Origin of the sequence: Streptomyces sp. NPDC048172 (assembly GCF_043202595.1) — a bacterium.
Lineage (GTDB): Bacteria > Actinomycetota > Actinomycetes > Streptomycetales > Streptomycetaceae > Streptomyces.
This window is the reverse complement of the sequence record NZ_JBIDAT010000011.1, coordinates 167,586-185,191: the sequence shown is the minus strand read 5'-3', so window position 1 is coordinate 185,191 and position 17,606 is coordinate 167,586. Positions and strand designations below refer to the sequence as shown.

General features: G+C 72.2%; 17 protein-coding genes. 11 read left to right on the top strand and 6 right to left on the bottom strand.

All coding sequences use genetic code 11. The features are described 5' to 3' along the window. The 3 genes from ACGF3A_RS38160 (at position 1) to mscL (ending at position 2,227) form a co-directional block, all read left to right on the top strand. A complete protein-coding gene (locus ACGF3A_RS38160; protein WP_393735119.1) occupies positions 1–846 on the top strand; it encodes an S-methyl-5'-thioadenosine phosphorylase in 846 nt (281 codons plus the stop codon). Positions 847–1,075: 229 nt separating this feature from the next. Continuing rightward, entirely contained in the window at positions 1,076–1,582 is a 507-nt protein-coding gene (locus ACGF3A_RS38155) for a hypothetical protein (RefSeq protein WP_393735118.1), read from the top strand. An 84-nt stretch (positions 1,583–1,666) separates the two neighbouring features. Then, positions 1,667–2,227, top strand: a complete 561-nt coding sequence (gene mscL, locus ACGF3A_RS38150; RefSeq protein WP_393735117.1) for a large conductance mechanosensitive channel protein MscL — start codon at positions 1,667–1,669, stop codon at positions 2,225–2,227. A 97-nt stretch (positions 2,228–2,324) separates the two neighbouring features. Here the strand turns inward: mscL and ACGF3A_RS38145 are convergent, their stop codons facing one another. Next, positions 2,325–2,534, bottom strand: a complete 210-nt coding sequence (locus tag ACGF3A_RS38145) for a hypothetical protein (protein ID WP_393735116.1) — start codon at positions 2,532–2,534, stop codon at positions 2,325–2,327. A 47-nt stretch (positions 2,535–2,581) separates the two neighbouring features. Here ACGF3A_RS38145 and ACGF3A_RS38140 point away from each other — a divergent pair, with 47 nt between their 5' ends. The 4 genes from ACGF3A_RS38140 to ACGF3A_RS38125 all read left to right on the top strand — a co-directional run bounded on the left by ACGF3A_RS38140 (position 2,582) and on the right by ACGF3A_RS38125 (position 7,791). Beyond that, positions 2,582–3,655: a P1 family peptidase gene (locus tag ACGF3A_RS38140; RefSeq protein WP_393735115.1), complete on the top strand. Its 1,074-nt coding sequence runs from the start codon at positions 2,582–2,584 to the stop codon at positions 3,653–3,655. A gap of 113 nt (positions 3,656–3,768) precedes the next feature. After that, positions 3,769–4,530: a DeoR/GlpR family DNA-binding transcription regulator gene (locus ACGF3A_RS38135; RefSeq protein WP_393735114.1), complete on the top strand. Its 762-nt coding sequence runs from the start codon at positions 3,769–3,771 to the stop codon at positions 4,528–4,530. 127 nt (positions 4,531–4,657) lie between these two features. After that, positions 4,658–5,671 (top strand): 1-phosphofructokinase, encoded by a 1,014-nt coding sequence (pfkB, locus tag ACGF3A_RS38130; RefSeq protein WP_393735113.1) that lies wholly within the window; start codon positions 4,658–4,660, stop codon positions 5,669–5,671. Then, positions 5,671–7,791, top strand: a complete 2,121-nt coding sequence (locus ACGF3A_RS38125) for a fructose-specific PTS transporter subunit EIIC (protein ID WP_393735112.1) — start codon at positions 5,671–5,673, stop codon at positions 7,789–7,791. The genes pfkB and ACGF3A_RS38125 overlap by 1 nt, the downstream gene beginning before the upstream one ends. Before the next feature lie 347 nt (positions 7,792–8,138). Here the strand turns inward: ACGF3A_RS38125 and ACGF3A_RS38120 are convergent, their stop codons facing one another. The 3 genes from ACGF3A_RS38120 to ACGF3A_RS38110 form a co-directional block, all read right to left on the bottom strand. Further along, positions 8,139–9,155, bottom strand: coding sequence for an RNA polymerase sigma factor RpoD/SigA (locus tag ACGF3A_RS38120; RefSeq protein ID WP_393735111.1), 1,017 nt, complete (start codon positions 9,153–9,155; stop codon positions 8,139–8,141). 411 nt (positions 9,156–9,566) lie between these two features. Next, positions 9,567–11,129, bottom strand: coding sequence for an MFS transporter (locus tag ACGF3A_RS38115; RefSeq protein WP_393735110.1), 1,563 nt, complete (start codon positions 11,127–11,129; stop codon positions 9,567–9,569). Positions 11,130–11,394: 265 nt separating this feature from the next. Further along, a complete protein-coding gene (locus ACGF3A_RS38110) occupies positions 11,395–12,063 on the bottom strand; it encodes a TetR/AcrR family transcriptional regulator (RefSeq protein WP_393735109.1) in 669 nt (222 codons plus the stop codon). A gap of 263 nt (positions 12,064–12,326) precedes the next feature. Here ACGF3A_RS38110 and wrbA point away from each other — a divergent pair, with 263 nt between their 5' ends. The 3 genes from wrbA (at position 12,327) to ACGF3A_RS38095 (ending at position 15,181) form a co-directional block, all read left to right on the top strand. Then, positions 12,327–12,962 (top strand): NAD(P)H:quinone oxidoreductase, encoded by a 636-nt coding sequence (wrbA, locus tag ACGF3A_RS38105; protein WP_393735108.1) that lies wholly within the window; start codon positions 12,327–12,329, stop codon positions 12,960–12,962. Positions 12,963–13,131: 169 nt separating this feature from the next. Next, positions 13,132–14,979, top strand: coding sequence for a glycoside hydrolase family 3 protein (locus ACGF3A_RS38100; RefSeq protein ID WP_393735107.1), 1,848 nt, complete (start codon positions 13,132–13,134; stop codon positions 14,977–14,979). 61 nt (positions 14,980–15,040) lie between these two features. Then, the gene (locus tag ACGF3A_RS38095) at positions 15,041–15,181 is read left to right on the top strand and encodes a DUF6126 family protein (protein WP_393735106.1); all 141 of its coding nucleotides are present in this window, start codon (positions 15,041–15,043) and stop codon (positions 15,179–15,181) included. Positions 15,182–15,186: 5 nt separating this feature from the next. Here ACGF3A_RS38095 and ACGF3A_RS38090 read toward each other — a convergent pair whose 3' ends face one another. Continuing rightward, positions 15,187–15,837 carry a TetR/AcrR family transcriptional regulator gene (locus ACGF3A_RS38090; protein ID WP_393735105.1) on the bottom strand — a complete coding sequence of 217 codons (651 nt, stop codon included), beginning with the start codon at positions 15,835–15,837 and terminating at the stop codon, positions 15,187–15,189. A gap of 90 nt (positions 15,838–15,927) precedes the next feature. On the opposite strand from ACGF3A_RS38090, the gene ACGF3A_RS38085 reads away from it, so the two are divergent. Next, complete coding sequence (locus ACGF3A_RS38085) at positions 15,928–16,887, top strand: NAD(P)-dependent alcohol dehydrogenase (RefSeq protein WP_393735104.1); 960 nt, start codon at positions 15,928–15,930, stop codon at positions 16,885–16,887. 64 nt (positions 16,888–16,951) lie between these two features. Here ACGF3A_RS38085 and ACGF3A_RS38080 read toward each other — a convergent pair whose 3' ends face one another. Then, a complete protein-coding gene (locus ACGF3A_RS38080; RefSeq protein WP_393735103.1) occupies positions 16,952–17,590 on the bottom strand; it encodes a dual specificity protein phosphatase family protein in 639 nt (212 codons plus the stop codon). Positions 17,591–17,606: the final 16 nt, after the last annotated feature.

The window sequence follows — 17,606 nt, the reverse complement described above, 5'->3', positions numbered from 1 at the left end:
ATGAGCGAACAGGTCGCACAGGCAGAGATCGGCGTCATCGGCGGTTCCGGCTTCTACTCCTTCCTGGACGACGTGACAGAGGTCACCGTCGACACGCCGTACGGGCAACCGAGCGACTCGCTCTTCCTCGGCGAGATCGCGGGCCGGCGGATCGCGTTCCTGCCCCGTCACGGGCGCCGCCACCATCTGCCGCCGCACCGCATCAACTACCGCGCCAACCTGTGGGCGCTCCGCTCCGTCGGGGTCCGGCAGGTCATCGCGCCCTGCGCCGTCGGCGGACTCCAGCCGAAGTACGGCCCCGGCACACTGCTGGTGCCGGACCAGCTCGTGGACCGTACGAAGTCGCGGCAGCAGACGTACTTCGACGGCGAGCCCCGTTCCGACGGGTCCGTGCCGAACATCATCCACGTGACCTTCGCCGACCCGTACTGCGAGACGGGACGGCAGGCCTCGATCAAGGCGGCGCGGGAGTACGGCTGGGAGCCCGTGGACGGCGGCACGATGTGCGTCGTCGAGGGCCCCCGCTTCTCCACCCGCGCCGAGTCCCGCTGGCACGCGGCGCAGGGCTGGGCCGTGGTCGGCATGACGGGCCACCCCGAGGCGATCCTCGCCCGCGAGCTGGAGCTGTGCTACTCATCGCTCGCCCTCGTGACGGACCTGGACGCGGGCGCCGAGACCGGCGACGGCGTCTCCCACGAGGAGGTGCTGAAGGTCTTCGGCGAGAACGTGGGACGGCTGCGCGAGGTCCTCTTCGACGCGGTGGGCAAGCTGCCGTCGAACGACGCGCGGCACTGCGGCTGCGGCGCGGCGCTGGGCGGGCAGGAGCCGGGCTTCACGCTGCCGTGAGCGCCCACGCCGATGCAGCGGGATGTGGCGGCGACCGCTGGTGCAGCGGCCGCCGCTTCTCCTTTTTCGATTCATGTCGCCCTCACGGGTGACGGAGTTATCCACAACCACCGGGTTGTCCACCGTTTTCCGGCGTGATCAGCGGACGGCGGCGGGAGCGCGCACATTTGCCATGGCAGGCCGCGGTGAGCGGCAGACATGTGTGTGCTGAGAGCTGGTGGTGAGCGTCATGGCCCGGACTTCTCCACGTTTCCCCGCGTCCGCGCCCGTTCCGGACTTCGCCCCGGTGCGCGCCGGAGGCGGCGGGATCCGGCTGCGGCGGCTGATGCGCAGACGACGGCGGCTGGTCGCTCTGGGCCTGGCCGTCGCCGCGGCGGCGATGGCCGCCTCTCCCCCGACGCGCGGGGCGCCGCGGGGCGACGATCCGGGACCGCCGGAGCGGGCGCGGAGCCCGCGCGTGACAAAGGTCACCGCGCCCGTGCGCGTCGCGGACGCGGAGACAGTCCGCTTGCTGCGCCCCGGCGACCGTATCGATGTGCTGGCGAGCGGCTCGGAGAGTGGACCTGCTCGGGTTGTGGCCAGAAGTGTCCGAGTGGCCGATGTGCCGAAGTCCAGCGACACTGTCTCGGGCGACGGAGCCGAGGGAGCGCTGATCGTGGTCACTGTGCCACGGCGCACGGCGTCGGCCCTCGCGGGCGCTGCCGCGGCATCCAGGCTGGCGGTGACGCTGTGCTGAGCCTTCGCGATCCCCTCATCCATCGCCTCCTCCGGCCTGTCCGGAGCGTCAGCAGAGTCAAGTGGTCCTGGAAGAGGCAATTCGGTGAGCAACGAGACAAGTGCCGAGAGCGAGAAGAAGGGCGTTCTGGCGGGGTTCAGAGAGTTCCTGATGCGGGGCAACGTGGTCGAACTGGCCGTTGCCGTGGTCGTCGGAACCGCGTTCAGCAAGATCGTCGACGCGATCGTCAAGGGATTCATCAACCCGCTGGTCGGCGCGATCGGCACGCAGGACCTGGACCACTACTCCTCCTGCCTCAAGGGCAGCTGCAAGATCGACCCGACGACGGGCGAGGTCACCGAGGGCGTCGCGCTCAACTGGGGCCCGGTGCTCAGCGCCACGCTGACGTTCGTGATCACGGCAGCGGTCGTCTACTTCCTGATGATCCTGCCCATGAACAAGTACAAGGAGCGGCAGGCCGCGAAGGCCGGGCCCGTGGAGGTCCCGAAGACCGAGGTCGAGCTGCTCGGCGAGATCCGCGACGCGCTCGTCGCCCAGCGCACGGACTCGGACGGTTCCGTCGACCCGGTGGGGGCCGGCCCCTCAGCCGGTGCGGACGCCTCGGTGACGCCGCCGCGCAGTGGTGGAGTGAGCACCGAGAAGTAGCGCGGGGTCGACCAGTAGCGCGGGGGAGACGGGCACGGGGCGTTCGGCCGTGGGGTCGGATGCCGTGGGCCCAGAGGGCTCAGAGGACTCAGTGGGCTCAGATGTGGTGTGGCGGCTTCTCGTCGAGGAAGCGGGCGAGATCCGCCGCCCCGCCCTCCCCGGCACGGCTGCCGGAGCCGCTCTCGCCCCAGCCCTGGTCCGAGTCGTCCTCGGACCGCCGGCTCAGCGGATCGTCGAAGACGAGACCCGCCACGGGGTCGCGAGGCGCCCCTCCCGTGGGGCCGCTGGGCTGCGAGTTGGCGCTCATGTGTCAAGGGTACGACCGCGGTGGTGACCCCCTGGTATCCATGCCCCATGGATACTCACGACGGTTGCGGCGTTCACGACGCCCTCACGGATGTACGCGGCCTGCGTGTGGGGCACGCGCAGCGGACCGACGACGGCTGGCTCACGGGGACGACGGTCGTGCTGGCCCCGGACAGTGGAGCCGTGGCCGCGGTGGACTCCCGGGGCGGAGCCCCGGGGACGCGCGAGACGGACGCCCTCGACCCGAAGAACGTCGTGGAGCGGATCCACGCGGTCGTCCTCACCGGCGGCAGCGCCTTCGGGCTGGACTCGGCCTCGGGCGTGATGGCGTGGCTGGAGGAGCAGGGCAGGGGCGTCCCGGTGGGCGTGGACCCCTCCCAGGTGGTGCCGGTGGTCCCGGCCGCGGTGATCTTCGACCTGGGCCGGGGCGGACGCTGGCAGGCCCGGCCGGACGCGGCGCTGGGCAGGGAGGCCGTGGAGGACGCCGCGGGCACGGAGCCGGGTGCCCCTGTCGCGGAGGGCTGTATCGGCGCGGGTACGGGTGCGGTCGTCGGCGGGCTCAAGGGCGGTATCGGCACGGCGAGCACACGGCTGGCCTCGGGCGCGGTCGTAGCGGCGCTGGTGGCGGTGAACGCGGCGGGCTCGGCCACAGACCCGGACACCGGGGTGCTCTACGGAGAGCTGACGGGCGGGCGCCCGCACTTCCCCTCGGAGGACGAGCACACCGAGGCGCGGATGCTGCTCTCCGAGGCCCGGGAAGAAACGGTCAAGCGCAGAGCGGGCACGCTGCGTCCCACGCTGAACACGACGCTCGCGGTGCTCGCGACCGACGCCGAGCTGACCCGCCCCCAGGCGCAGCGGCTGGCGGGGAGCGGACACGACGGGCTGGCGCGCGCGATCCGGCCGATCCATCTGATGCACGACGGGGACACGATCTTCGCGTTGTCGACGGCGGAACGGCCCCTGGAGAGCGGGGAGTTCAACGATCTGCTGGCGGCGGGGGCCGATGTGCTGACCCGGTCGGTGGTGAAGGCCGTACGGGCCGCGGAGGGCGTGGACGGGCCCGGCGGAGTCTTCCCGGCGTACCGCGACCTGTACGACAGCCCGGCTTCCCAGGACTGAGGCGATGTCTGTTTGAGCCCATCTCTGTGCCCGAACTTGTTTACATTGCCGTTTTCTCGCCGTAGCCTGCCGGAAGAACCACAGGATCGGGCATAGAACGGACCTGAAACCACATGTACGCACCGGAGCGTCAGCAGGCGATCCTCCAGCTCGCACGCGAGAAGGGCCGGGTGGAGGTGCTCTCCCTGGCGGGAGAGTTCGACGTCACGGCCGAGACCGTGCGGCGTGACCTCAAGGCCCTCGACAGGGCGGGGCTCGTGCGCCGGGTCCACGGCGGGGCCATTCCGGCCGGGAAGCTCGACTTCGAGCCCGACCTGAGCGCGAGGGAGGCCGCGGCCAGCGAGGAGAAGGACCGCATCGCCGCCGCCGCGGTCGAGGAGCTGCCGACGGAGGGCAGCGTCCTGCTCGACGCGGGCTCGACCACCTCGCGGCTCGCGGCGGACCTGCCGATGGACGCCACGCTGACGGTCGTCACGCACGCGTTGCCGACGGCCGCGCGGCTCGCCGACCATCCGGGGATCGAGCTGCACATCGTCGGGGGCCGGGTCCGGCACCGGACGAGGGCCGCCGTGGACGCATGGGCGCTGCGGGCGTACGGGGAGGTCAACGCGGATGTCGTCTTCCTGGCCACCAACGGCTTCTCGTTGGAGGGCGGGCTGACCACGCCCGATCTGGCGGAGGCAGCCGTCAAGCGCGCGCTCGTCGCCGCGGCCCGCAGGGTCGTGCTGCTGGCGGACTCGACGAAGTTCGGCCAGGAGCACTTCGCGCGGTTCGGCGATCTGTCGCACGTCGATCTGCTCATCACCGACACCGGGCTCGACGCGGAGAGCGCGCGGGCCGTCGAAGCCAAGGGGACCGAGGTCAGGCGGGTCTGACCGCCGGGCCCCCGGCCCTTCGTCCTTCGCCCTCCCCCGTCCCCGAGTCCCCGCTCGTCTCGGCCGCCCGGCCTTTCCGCTTCTCCTCTCCCCCTCCCTCCCCCGCACGTCTGGAACAGCACGCCCTATGACAGTCCTCACGCTTACTCCCAACCCGAGCCTCGACCGTTCGTACGAGATACCGGGGCTCGGCCGGGGCGCCGTGCTCCGGGCCGTCGGGGACCGGGTCGATCCCGGTGGCAAGGGCGTCAACGTGTCGCGGGCGGTGGCCGCCGCCGGGCACCGGACCGTGGCGGTGCTGCCGCTCGGCGGGCCGGAGGGGGCGCTGCTCTCGCGGTTGCTGGGGGAGCTCGGGATCGCCGTGGCCGGGGTGCCGGTGCGGGGCTCGACGCGGGTCAACGTCGCCCTCGCGGAGTCCGACGGCACGCTCACCAAGGTCAACGCGGCGGGTCCGGAGGTCAGCGAGCACGAGTCGCGGGCGCTGCTGGAGACCGTCGCCGTCGAGGCCGCGAGGGCGCGGTCCGGAGAGCGGGGGGCGACCTGGCTGGCCTGCTGCGGGAGCCTGCCGCGCGGCCTGGCCGACGAGTGGTACGCGGCGCTGGTGGCGCGGGCCCGGGAGGCCGGGGTGCGGGTGGCGCTCGACAGTTCGGGGCCCGCGCTGGCCGCCGCGCTGGCCGAACGGCCCGACGTGGTGAAGCCGAACGCGGAGGAGCTGGCCGAGGTCGTCGGACGCCCGCTGGCCACGGTGGGGGACGCGGTCAAGGCCGCCGAGGAGGTGCGCGCGGCGGGTGCGGGCGCGGTGCTGGCCAGCCTCGGTGCGACGGGCCAGTTGCTGGTGAACGCCGACGGGGCGCGGTTCGCCAGCGCTCCCGTCGAGGTCGTACGCAGCGATGTGGGGGCGGGCGACGCCTCGCTGGCGGGCTTCCTCACCGTTCTCGCCTCGGGTGGCACAGGGTCCGAGGCGCTGGCCTCGGCCGTCGCGCACGGCGCTGCTGCCGTGCAGCTCCCCGGCAGTCAGATGCCCGCTCCCGACGACCTGCGGCCCGAGTCGGTCACCGTCACCACGGACGTTCCCCTCGACCTTCCGCTCGGTCTCGCCCTGTCCCCCGTCCCGTCCCCCAACGCCAACGGAGTCGTGTGATGAGCCAGTTGATCACCGCGGACCTGGTCGATCTCGGCCTGAGAGCCGCCACGAAGGACGAGGCCGCGCGGTCGCTCGCCGAGCGGATGGCCGGGCTGGGCCGCGTCACCGACCTGGAGGGGTTCCTCTCCGACGTCGCCGCGCGCGAGGCCCAGATGCCGACCGGGCTGGAGGGCGGGATCGGCATTCCGCACTGCCGTAGCTCCCATGTCACCGAGCCGACCCTGGCGTTCGGGCGCGCGGCCGAGCCGATCGACTTCGGCGCTCCCGACGGTCCCGCCGACCTCGTCTTCCTGATCGCCGCGCCGGACGGCGCCGACAGCGACCATCTGAGCATCCTGTCCTCGCTGGCCAGGCATCTGATGGACGAGACGTTCACGGGGGAGCTGCGCGCGGCGGGGACGGGCGCGGGGGACGCGGAGCGGGTGGCTGCCCTGCTGCGGGGCGATGTCCAGGCCGGGGACGGGCCTGAGCCCACCCCCGAGTCCGCTTCCGAATCCGGGTCCGGGTCTGAGTCCCGGTCCGAGTCCGGGTCCGAGTCCGGGCCCGGTTCCGGGTCGGATGGTGGGGGCGGTCCGGTCTTTCGGGTTGTCGCCGTCACCTCCTGTCCCACCGGGATCGCGCACACCTACATGGCCGCCGAGTCCCTGGAGCGGGCCGCGGGCGAGGAGGAGCCACCGGTCGAGATCGCCGTGGAGACGCAGGGGTCCGCCGGGTTCACGCGGCTCGACCCCGCCGTCATCGCGGCGGCCGACGCCGTGGTCCTCGCTCATGACGTGGAGGTCAGGGAGAAGGAGCGGTTCGCGGGCAAGCCCACCGTCGATGTCGGGGTGAAGGCCGCGATCAACCGGCCGGCGGAGCTGATCGCCGAGGCACGCGGCAAGGCCGAGCGCGGGGAGGTCGCGGGCCCCGCGGAAGCAGCGGAGAGGCCCGGGGGACGTCGGCCCTCTCCCATGAGCAACGCGGGCGACGCGGGTGACGGGTTCGGGACGCGGCTGCGGACGTGGCTGATGACCGGCGTGAGTTACATGGTGCCGTTCGTCGCCGCGGGCGGGCTGCTCATCGCGCTCTCCTTCGCGCTCGGCGGTTACGAGATCGCGGACGCGAAGCCCGTCGCCGACCACTTCGTGTGGGGCGAGCTGGAGAGCTGGGCCGCGCTGCTGAACCAGATCGGCGGGCTGGCGTTCAGTTTCCTCGTCCCCGTCCTCGCCGGGTACATCGCGTACGGCATGGCCGACCGGCCCGGTCTGGTGCCCGGGTTCGTGGGCGGTGCCATCGCCGTGAAGATCGAGGCGGGCTTCCTCGGCGGCCTCGCCGCCGGTCTCCTCGCGGGCGCCGTCGTGATGGCGATCCAGCGGGTGCGGATACCGGCGGTGCTGCGCGGGATCATGCCGGTGGTGGTCATTCCGTTGATCTCGTCGGCGGTGGTCGGCGCGCTGATGTTCGTCGTGATCGGCAAGCCGATCGCCACCGCTCAGAAGGCCATGACCGACTGGCTCGGCGGCCTGTCCGGGACCAACGCGGTGCTGCTGGGCCTGCTCATCGGCCTGATGATGTGCTTCGACCTCGGCGGCCCGGTCAACAAGGTGGCGTACGCCTTCGCCACCGGCGGCATCGCCAGCGCCGACCCCGGCAACGGGAGCCTGATGGTGATGGCCGCCGCGATGGGCGCGGGCATGGTCCCGCCGCTCGGCATGGCGCTGGCCACGACCGTGCGCGGCAGGCTCTTCGACAGGACGGAGCGGGAGAACGGGAAGGCGGCCTGGGTGCTGGGCGCCTCCTTCATCACGGAGGGCGCGATCCCCTTCGCCGCCGCCGACCCGCTACGCGTCATACCCGCCTCGATGGCGGGCGGCGCCGTCACGGGTTCGCTGACGATGGCCTTCGGCAGCACGCTGCGGGCTCCGCACGGCGGTGTCTTCGTGGTGCCGCTGATCGGTTCGCCGCTGCTGTACCTGGTCGCCGTCGCGGCCGGGACCGTGGTCACGGCCGCTGTGACGGTGCTGCTGAAGAGCGCGCGGAGCAAGCCGGGGTCCCCGGAGCGGCAGGGCGGGGCGGATGAGGGCCGGAGCCCCGAGCGGAAGGATGCCCGGGACTCCCGCGTTCCGGCGGACGCCTGAGCGGCGGCCGTACGGCAGGCACAAGGCACCGCGGGCGCGGGCGTACAGCAGGCACGAGGCACGGCAGGCGCGGGCGTACGGCGGCACAAGGCACCGCGGGCGCGGGCGTACGGCAGGCACAAGGCACCGCAGGCGCGGCGCCCGGCAGGCACAAGACACCGCAGGCGCGGCGCCCGGCAGGCACAAGACACCGCAGGCGCGGCGCCCGGCAGGCACAAGGCACCGCGGGCGCGGCGGCACGAGGCTCGGCGGGCGCGGCGCCCGGCACGGAAAGAGCCCCGGTGCTCGGGGGAGGGCACCGGGGCTCGTCTGTGGGGGCGGGTGGGATCCCGCCCGGGGAAGGGCGGTTACGCCGCCTCGTCGAAGCCCGTGTCGTGAGCCATCTTCTTCAGCTCCAGCAGGGCGTGCTTCTCGATCTGGCGGATCCGCTCGCGGGTGAGGCCGTGCTGCTTGCCGACCTCGGTGAGGGTGCGCTCGCGGCCGTCCACCATCCCGTACCGCGCCTTGATGATGGAGGCCGTGCGGGGGTCGAGCCTGCCGATGAGGTCGTCCAGCTCCTCGCGGCGCAGCACGGTGAGCACCGACTGCTCCGGCGAGGCCGCCGAGGTGTCCTCCAGCAGGTCGCCGAACTGGGTCTCGCCCTCGTCGTCCACCGACATGTTCAGGCTGACCGGGTCGCGGGCCCAGTCCAGGACGTCGGTGACGCGCTCCGGCGTGGAGCTGAGCTCGGCGGCGATCTCCTCGGGCTCGGGCTCGCGCCCGTTCTCCCTGTTGAACTCGCGCTGCACGCGGCGGATGCGGCCCAGCTCCTCCACCAGGTGGACGGGGAGCCGGATCGTGCGCGACTGGTCGGCGATGGAGCGGGTGATGGCCTGACGGATCCACCACGTCGCGTACGTGGAGAACTTGAAGCCCTTGGTGTAGTCGAACTTCTCCACCGCGCGGACCAAGCCCGCGTTGCCCTCCTGGATCAGGTCGAGCAGGGGCAGTCCGCTCCGGGGATAACGCCTGGCGACGGCCACCACGAGACGCAGGTTGGACCTGATGAAGATGTCCTTGGCGCGCTCGCCCTCGGCGACGACGCCCTCCAGCTCCTCGCGGGTGGCGGTGGCGCTGGGCGAGTCCGCCGCCACGGGCTCTTCCAGCCCGTCGAGTATCCGTCGGGCGTAGACGCCTGCCTCTATCGCGAGCGAGAGCTCGACTTCCTTCGCCGCGTCGAGCAGCGGGGTGCGGGCGATCTCATCGAGATACATGCCGACCAGGTCGCGGTCCGCGACTTCGCTGCCTGCGGCGCGAACACTGCTTGCCGTGTCAGAGACACCGGTCGTGGTCTCCTGACGACGGGCGACGGCACGGGTTGCCATGCGTGCTCCCTTGCGAGTGGTCTACAAAACTGGCCTGGTGGCTAGCCGGACACTCCCCGAGTGCCCTTCTTGCATAGATGTCAACGGCTGGAATCCGGACAGAATTCCCAACTCGCTCATCATTTTTCGGATCATGCAGTACCCTGTGCGACCACCCGGACGGGAAGACGGTGACAGACCGCGCTAAGACGCTGGTCGGAGCGGCATCAAGCCCATGATGGGCGCCTCACAGCCGTCGGCTGCCCCCCTTGGCCGCCTTTCACCCTTGTAGACGGTTGATGCCCCACGTTGGTTGCGCGAGCAAGAGAACGACCCCTGCCGGAGCAGGGGTCGTTCTCTTGTACGTCACCGCACCGTCACGCTCGGTGCCACCTCGGCGTCACCTCGGTGCCACCTCAGTTCGGTACCGCCTCAGTGCATCGCCACCAGGACGGGCTCGGCGTCCTCGACGCCGTCCGCGTCGTCACCGTCGGCGCGGGCCGGGGTCTCGCCGCCGCCCTGCGCCTTCGCGCTGATGAAGACTCCCGCGATCAGCGCGGAGACCAGCAGGATGCCGACCGCCCACCAGATCGCGGCGGTGTAGCCGTGCACCATCGCGTCCAGCTTCAGGAGCTGGCCCGCGGACTTCGAGGTCACCTGGTCGATGTGGTCCTTGGCGTACGCCGTGGTGGCGCTCGCCGCGATGGTGTTCAGCAGCGCGGTGCCGATGGCGCCGCCGACCTGCTGCGAGGTGTTGACCATCGCGGAGGCGACACCCGCGTCGCTGGGCCGCACACCGTGCGTGGCCAGGGACATGGCGGGCATGAACGCCGTGCCCATGCCCAGGCCGAGCAGCAGCAGCGCGGGCAGGATCAGCGCCGGGTAGGAGCTGTCGATCTCCAGCTGGGTGAGCAGCAGCATGCCCGCCGAGGCGACCACGAAGCCGGGCACCATCAGCAGCCGCGGCGGGACGCGGGTCATCAGCCGGGCGCCGATCTGGGTCGAGCCGGTGATCATGCCCGCGATCATCGGAAGGAAGGCGAGACCGGTCTTGACCGGCGAGAAGTCCTTCACGATCTGGAGGTAGTACGTCAGGAAGAGGAACAGCCCGAACATCGCGATGACCGCGAGGCCCAGCGAGAGGTAGGCACCGCCCCTGTTCCGGTCGGTGACGACGCGCAGCGGCAGCAGCGGCGCCTTCACCTTGGCCTCGGTGAGCACGAACGCGGCGAGCAGCACGGCGGCCGCGACGAACATCGCGATCGTGCCGCCCTCGGACCAGCCCTCGCTCTCCGCGCGGGTGAAGCCGTAGACGAGCGAGACCAGGCCCAGGGTCGAGAGGACGACGCCCGGGATGTCGAGCGAGGAACGGTTCTTCGTGGCGGCGGGCTCGCGGATGACGAGCACGGCGCCGATCGCCGCGACCACGGCGAAGGGGATGTTCACGAAGAAGGTCCAGCGCCAGTCCATGTACTCGGTGAGCACGCCGCCGAGGATCAGGCCGACGGCGCCGCCGCCGCCCGCGATGGCGCCGTAGATGCCGAAGGCCTTGGCGCGCTCCTTGCCGTCGGTGAACATCACCGCCAGCAGCGAGAGGGCCGCCGGGGCGAGCAGCGCGCCGAACGCGCCCTGGAGGGCACGGGCGCCGAGCAGCATCGCCTCGTTCGCGGCTGCGCCGCCGAGCGCGGAGGCCGCGGCGAAGCCGACGAGTCCCGTGGTGAACGCGCGCTTGCGTCCCCACAGGTCGGATATGCGGCCGCCGAAGAGCAGCAGACCACCGAACGCCAGGGCGTAAGCAGTGATCACCCACTGCCTGTTGGCGTCGGAGATGCCCAGGTCGGACTGGGCGGAGGGAAGCGCGATGTTCACGATGGTCGCGTCGAGCACGACCATGAGCTGGGCGATCGCGATGAAGGCGAGCGCCTTCCATCGTCTGGGGTCGAGTCCGGCGGCCGTACCGGGACCGGTGGCCGCGGCGGCGGTGGATTCAGGCATGGGTGGGTCTACCTCACGGTGCGGTTCGGTAAAAAGTTGGTTATGTACGCGTAAGAGGGGCGACTTTGCCCCCAGCGGTGGCTGGTAGGGGTCAAGAAGGAGGTCTCGCGAGTCCCGTCGGTCGCGGCAGGAACACCAGAAACATCAGAGTCCGGAGTCGGGCGCAACTGATATTTCGAGTGATATTTCGAGAGGCATCACAGATGCCGACGGCATCGGACGCATCGGACGCTTGGACGCCCCGCGGGTCGTGGGGCGAGCGGGGTCACGATCCGCAGTGCTGTTGTCGCAGGTCCTCCAAGGTCGCGGCCTGACCGGGCAGTTCGGACTTCGCCGGGGCGCGCAGCCCGTCCAGATAGAGCTGCACATGGCGCTCGGCGAAGGGGGCGAGCCCCTGGGTGGCCACTCCCGGCAGCGGCCTGGTGAGCTGGCTGAGCGCGACGGTCACGTCACCGACGCCGATGTCGGCACGGACCTCGCCCGCCTCCTGCGCCCGCTCCAGCAGCAGACGCGTGAGGTCCTCGACGCGGGTGGCGGCCGCGTCGAGCGCCGGGTCGGCACGGTCGAAGCGCTCGGAGAGCATCGGGCAGAGCGCCCCGATCCGCTCCTCCGCCGCCCCGCGCACGTAACGGCGCAGCGCCTCGAAGGGCGACCCCTCCTCGTCCATCGCCTCCTTGGCCCGTCCGGCGATCCGGTCGGTCACGGAGAGCACGACCCCGTGCACCAGGGCGTCACGGTCGGGGAAGTGCCGGTAGAGCGTCGCGTTCCCCACTCCCGCCGAGCGGGCGATCTCGTCCAGCGGCGCCTCCGGGCCGTGGACGACGAACGCCTCGCGCGCCGCGGTGAGGATCCGCTCACGGTTACGGGCGGCGTCGGCACGCGACCTGGGCACGCTCGCGCCCGCCCCGGTCGCCGTACGTGTCGCGCCGCTCATGTCCCGCTCCTCCGGTCGTCCTTCGCGTGTGGCTGCTGTGCGTGTGACTGCTGTGCGTGTGGCTGCTGTGCGTGTGCTTGCTTCGCAGATCTTGCGTGCGTCCCACTGCCAATCGGGGAATCACTCCCCGCTTCGTGGCGACGCCTTCGTAAACGGGGACGCGCTCCCCGGTTATTTCCCCTGACCGCTGTGACACGCCTCACAAGTACAAGCGGGTACTTTTAGGGAATATCCGGCATTACTCGCATAGAGCGGAGTCCCCCATGGCCACCCCCACCCCCACACCCACCCCCGTGAAGCTCGCAGTCGTCTACTACTCGTCGACCGGCACCATCGCCGCCCTCGCCAAGGAGATCGCCGGTGCCGCCGAGCGGGCGGGCGCCGAGGTGCGGCTGCGCCGCGCGCACGAGCTGGCGCCGCAGGCCGCCATCGACTCCAACCCGGCCTGGGCCAGGAACGCGCGCGAGACGGCCGACATCCCCGAGGCCACGCCCGAGGACGTCGACTGGGCGGACGCCGTGATCTTCGGGACCCCCACCCGGTTCGGGAACGTGACGTCGCAGCTCAAGCAGTTCATCGACCTGCTCGGCCCGCTCTGGGCCGAGGGCAGGCTGGCCGACAAGGTCTACAGCGGCTTCACCTCGTCCGCGACGCTGCACGGCGGTCAGGAGAGCACGCTGCTCGCGCTCTACAACACGGCGTACCACTGGGGCGGCATCATCGTCCCGCCCGGCTACACCGACCCGTCCAAGTTCGTGGACGGCAACCCGTACGGCACCTCGCACGTCGACGCGCAGGGCGAGAACCCGGTCAACGAGACGGCCCTCCAGGCGGCGCGCGTCCAGGCGACGCGCGTGGTGCGGATGACGGCGGCGCTGAAGGCGGGCTTCACGAGCTGAGAGTTACGTCCGGACCGCCACTGGACCAGACCGATGAAGGCCCGCGTGGCATCTGGTCCGGCGCGGGGGCTCGCTGCGAGCATGTGCTGTCTTCCTACTGTCTTCTCCTACGCTTCGCCCACCCGTTGAGACCTGTGAGCCTTGTGAGCCCTGTGAGGAGCGCGTTCTGATGCACCAGCACACCTCTCGTAGACGTGTCATCGCCACCGTGGCGGGAGTCACGGCGGCGATGGGCGTCCCGGCCGCCGCGTCGGCCGGGACGCCCGCCTCCGGAAGCCAGGCCTCCGGAAACCAGGCCTCCGGAAACCGGGCCTCCCACCGCCGCGCGACCAAGCTGGCCCGTTCCATGTCGCTGGAGGAGAAGGTCGGCCAGCTCTTCGTCGTCGAGATCTACGGCCAGGCGGCCGACACCGAGCACGCCAAGAACCGCGAGCTGTACGGCGTGGGTACGCCCGCCGAGATCATCGCCAAGTACCGCCCCGGCGGCGTCATCTACTTCGACGCGCGCCGCGGCCCCGACAACGTGCGCGAGCCCCGCCAGATCGCGCGCCTCTCCAACGGCCTCCAGCGCGCCGCCCTGCACCCGCGCGGCGGCGAGGCCCGTATCCCGCTCCTGGTCTCCATCGACCAGGAGGGCGGCAGCGTCGTCTACCGCATGCTGGAGCCCGCCACCCAGCTCCCCGGCAACATGGCGCTCGCGGCCTCGCGCTCCACGCACGACGTGCGCCGTTCCGCCGAGATCATCGGCACGGAGCTGGACGCCGTCGGCATCAACCAGAACTACGCGCCGTGCGCCGACGTGAACATCAACCCGGCCAACCCCGTCATCGGCGTACGTTCGTTCGGCTCGGACACCAAGCTCTGCTCCGAGCTGGTGTCCACGGCCGTACGCGGCTACCACCGGGGCGACGTCGCGAGCGCGGCCAAGCACTTCCCGGGCCACGGCGACACGGACGTCGACAGCCACACCGGGCTCCCCGAGATCAAGCACACGCGGGAGGAGCTGGACCGTATCGACCTGCCGCCGTTCCGCGCGGCGATCAAGAACGGCGTCGACACGATCATGACCGCGCACATCGTGGTCCCCGCGCTCGACGCGACCAAGGCCCCGGCGACCATGTCGCACCCGATCGTCACCGGGCTGCTGCGCGAGGAGCTGGGCTTCGAGGGGGTGATCGCGACGGACGCGCTGGACATGGGCGGCGCGACGGGCGAGTTCCCGCCGGACGTCGCACCCGTACGCGCGTTCCAGGCGGGCGTCGACCAGCTCGTGCTGGCGCCGAAGCTGGACACGGCGTTCGCCGCGGTGCTGGCGGCCGTCCGTTCGGGCAAGATCTCCGAGGACCGGCTCAACGCCTCCGTCGTCCGCATCCTCGAACACAAGCTCCGCCGCGGCATCTTCACCTCCCCGTACGTGAACGAGGAGCGCGCCGTCCGTACGGTCGGCAACCGGCGCCATCTCGCGGACGCCCGCGCGATCACCGAGCGTACGGTCACGCTGATCCGGAACGAGAGCGGTGCCCTCCCGCTGGCCGACGGCGCCCACAAGGTGCTGGTCACCGGCTGGGGCCCGGCCCCCGTCGCCGCGCTCGCGAAGGCCGTCGCCGAGCGCCGGGGACAGAAGAGCACCGCCCTCGAAACGGGCGCCGTGCCCACGGCCGCCAAGATCGAGGCGGCCACGGCCGCGGCCCGCGAGCACGACGTCACGCTCGTCCTCACCAACGCCGCCGCCGCGGCCAAGGAGGACGGCGCCGCGCAGGCCAAGCTCGTCGAGGCGCTGCGGGCCACCGGCACGAAGGTCGTCGCCGTCGCGGTCCGCAACCCGTACGACATCCGGCGCTTCCCCGACATCCCGGCGTACCTGACGACGTTCTCCTACGGCGCACCGTCCATGGCCGCCGTCGCCCGCACCGTCTACGGCGACGTCAACCCGTCCGGGAAGCTCCCCGTCGCCATCCCCAACCTGGAGGACCCGAACCGCGCGCTCTACCCGTACGGGCACGGGCTGCGCTACTGATCAGGGGCCTGGCCGCAGCCGGGGCCGCCCCTCGGGCGTGCGGGCTACCCTTGACCGCACCATGACTGATGAGCCCGGCGGCAGCGAGGAGTGGAAGGCGCGCGGAGTCGCTCTGCGCGCCTTCTTCTACATCGCCGCGACCCATTTCCTCGCCGGGTTCCTCTGGCTGCTCTTCCACGTGGGCACCCAGGGACAGAAGTAACGCGCCTAGGGCGCGGCGTCGGGGTCTGCGCCGGGGTCTGCGTCCGTGTCCGCGCGGAGGGCGTCGGTGAGGAGGCGGACCAGCCGCCGTGAGGCCGCGGGCGCGGAGCCGCCGGCCCCCTCCACGACCCCGCAGTTGGCCAGCAGGACGAGCATGACGTCGGCCGGTGCGAAGTCCGCCCGGAGACGGCCGGACCGGCCCGCCCCGCCCGGCTCCTTGGCGCGCCGCACCAGCTCCGCGAGCCCCGCCTCCGCGCCCGCGCGGGTGCGCTCGAAGTCGGCCGCGTCCGGGAAGCGGGAGAGGACAGCGGCCGTGAAGCCCCGGTCGGCGACCTGCATGGCGGACACCTTCTCCAGGACGGTGCGGAACCCGCGCCAGGGGTCCGGATCGGCGAGCGCCTCGTCGAGCACCCCGACACAGGCCGTGAGGTCCTTGGCGAAGACCTCGGCGACGAGGGCGTCGCGCGTCGGGAAGCGGCGGTAGAGCGTGGCGACGCCGACGCCCGCGCGGCGCGCGATGGCGCTGACCGGCACGTCGATCCCGTGCTCGGCGTACGCGGCGCGCGCGGCCTCGATGATGCGGTCCCGGTTCTGCAGGGCGTCGGCACGCAACGCGCGCGGCGTACCGGTCTCGTTCCGAGAGGGCTGTGCACACATGTCTCTCACTTTACGGAGAACTGGAAGGGTCCCTCCACTTGGCTCGTTGGCGCAGGTGAGAGCAGTGACCACGAGCCAGGAGAGATGACCATGAGCGAGATGCGCGCCGCCCTCTACGACCGCTTCGGACCGCCCGAGGTCCTGTACGAGGCCAAGGTCCCCGCCCCCGTTCCCGCGCCCGGCGAGGTGCTGGTGCGGGTGCGCGCGGTGGGCGTCAACGGCGGCGAACTGCACGGCCGTTCGGGCCACGCGCGGCTGGTGACCGGCCGCCGCTTCCCGCAGCGCACCGGGATCGACTTCACCGGCGAGGTCGCCGGGAGCTCCGGCGTGCACGGCCTCAAGGAAGGCGAGCGGGTGTGGGGGATCCTGCCACGCGGGCGCTTCGGCAGCGCCGCCGAGTACGTGGCCGTACGCCCCCGGCACCTCGCGCTCGCGCCGCGTGACCTCTCCCCCGAGGAGAGCGTCTCGCTGCTCGCGGGAGGGACGACCGCGCTCACCGCGCTGCGCGACAAGGCGCGCCTCCGTCCCGGCGAGCGGCTCCTCGTGCGCGGGGCCGCCGGCGGGGTCGGCAGCGTCGCCGTCCAGCTCGGCAAGGCGCTCGGCGCCCACGTCACGGCGCTGGCGGGCCCCCGCGGCCTGGAGTACGTCCGCGAGCTGGGCGCCGATACGGCCGTGGACCGTACGGCGCTGGGCGACCCCTCCGAGCTGGGCACGTTCGACGTCGTGCTGGACACGGCGGGGAGCGAGCACGCGGCGTACCGCCGGCTGCTCGCGCCGGGCGGGCGCATGGTGGCCATCGCCTTCGACATGACCCACCCCGTACGGGCCCTCGCCGTCGTCCTGGCCTCCGCCCGCCATGGCTCCCGCCGCATCCGCGCCTTCAGCGGCGACCCGCGCCACGACCTCCTCGCCGAGGTGACGGCCCTTGTGGACTCCGGCGCCCTGCGCCCGGTCGTGGACACGGTCCACGAGCTGTCCGCGATCGCCGAGGCGCACCGCGCCCTGGAGGCGGGCGGCGTCCGCGGGAAGCACGTGCTGCGCGTCGCGTGACACCGGTCCGCCGGTCAGCCGGTGAGCCGGTCCGCCGGTCCGCCGGTCCGCCGGGGCAGGGGCCTCAGTTCGCCGCCCGGATCCTCCGGGGGGCGTCCAGGACACGGCTCGTCCATTCGACGAGGGCCGGGGGCTGGTCGCTGTCGTCGCGGCTGAGCCGGAGCGCGTAGTAGACCTGTTCGACGGAGGGCGGGCCGACCGCGAGCATCCGCAGCGCGGCCTGCCGTCCGTCGGCCTGCCCGGTGCGTACGAGGTAGGCGGCGGCCATCGAGCCCGTACGCCCGACGCCCGCGCCGCAGTGCACGAACACAGGTCCGTCGGACTCCCGGACCACCCTGAGGAACGCCTCCGACTGCGCCTCGTCCGGCGTCTGGCCGTCCCGGACCGGGATCCGGACCGTGCGCATCCCCGCCTCCCCGGGCCCGGCGAGCTGGCGCGGCGTCAGGTCCTCGGCGCGCAGGTCCACCACGGTGGCGACGCCGCGCGCGGCGAGTGCGCGGTAACCGGAGGGGCCGGGCGCCGAGCCGCGCCACAGGGTGCCGTCGACGCGCTGGAAGTGCCGGATCCCGGCGACCGTCTCCCCGCCCGTACGCCCGTCGTGGCGGGCCCACGCGGAGAGGCCGAGCATGCCGAGGGCACTGGCACCCCAGAGCAGGGCGTAGCCGAGCACGCAGCAGCCCAGCACCTTGAGGGGCTTGCGCACGCGGGGAGGGAGCGGC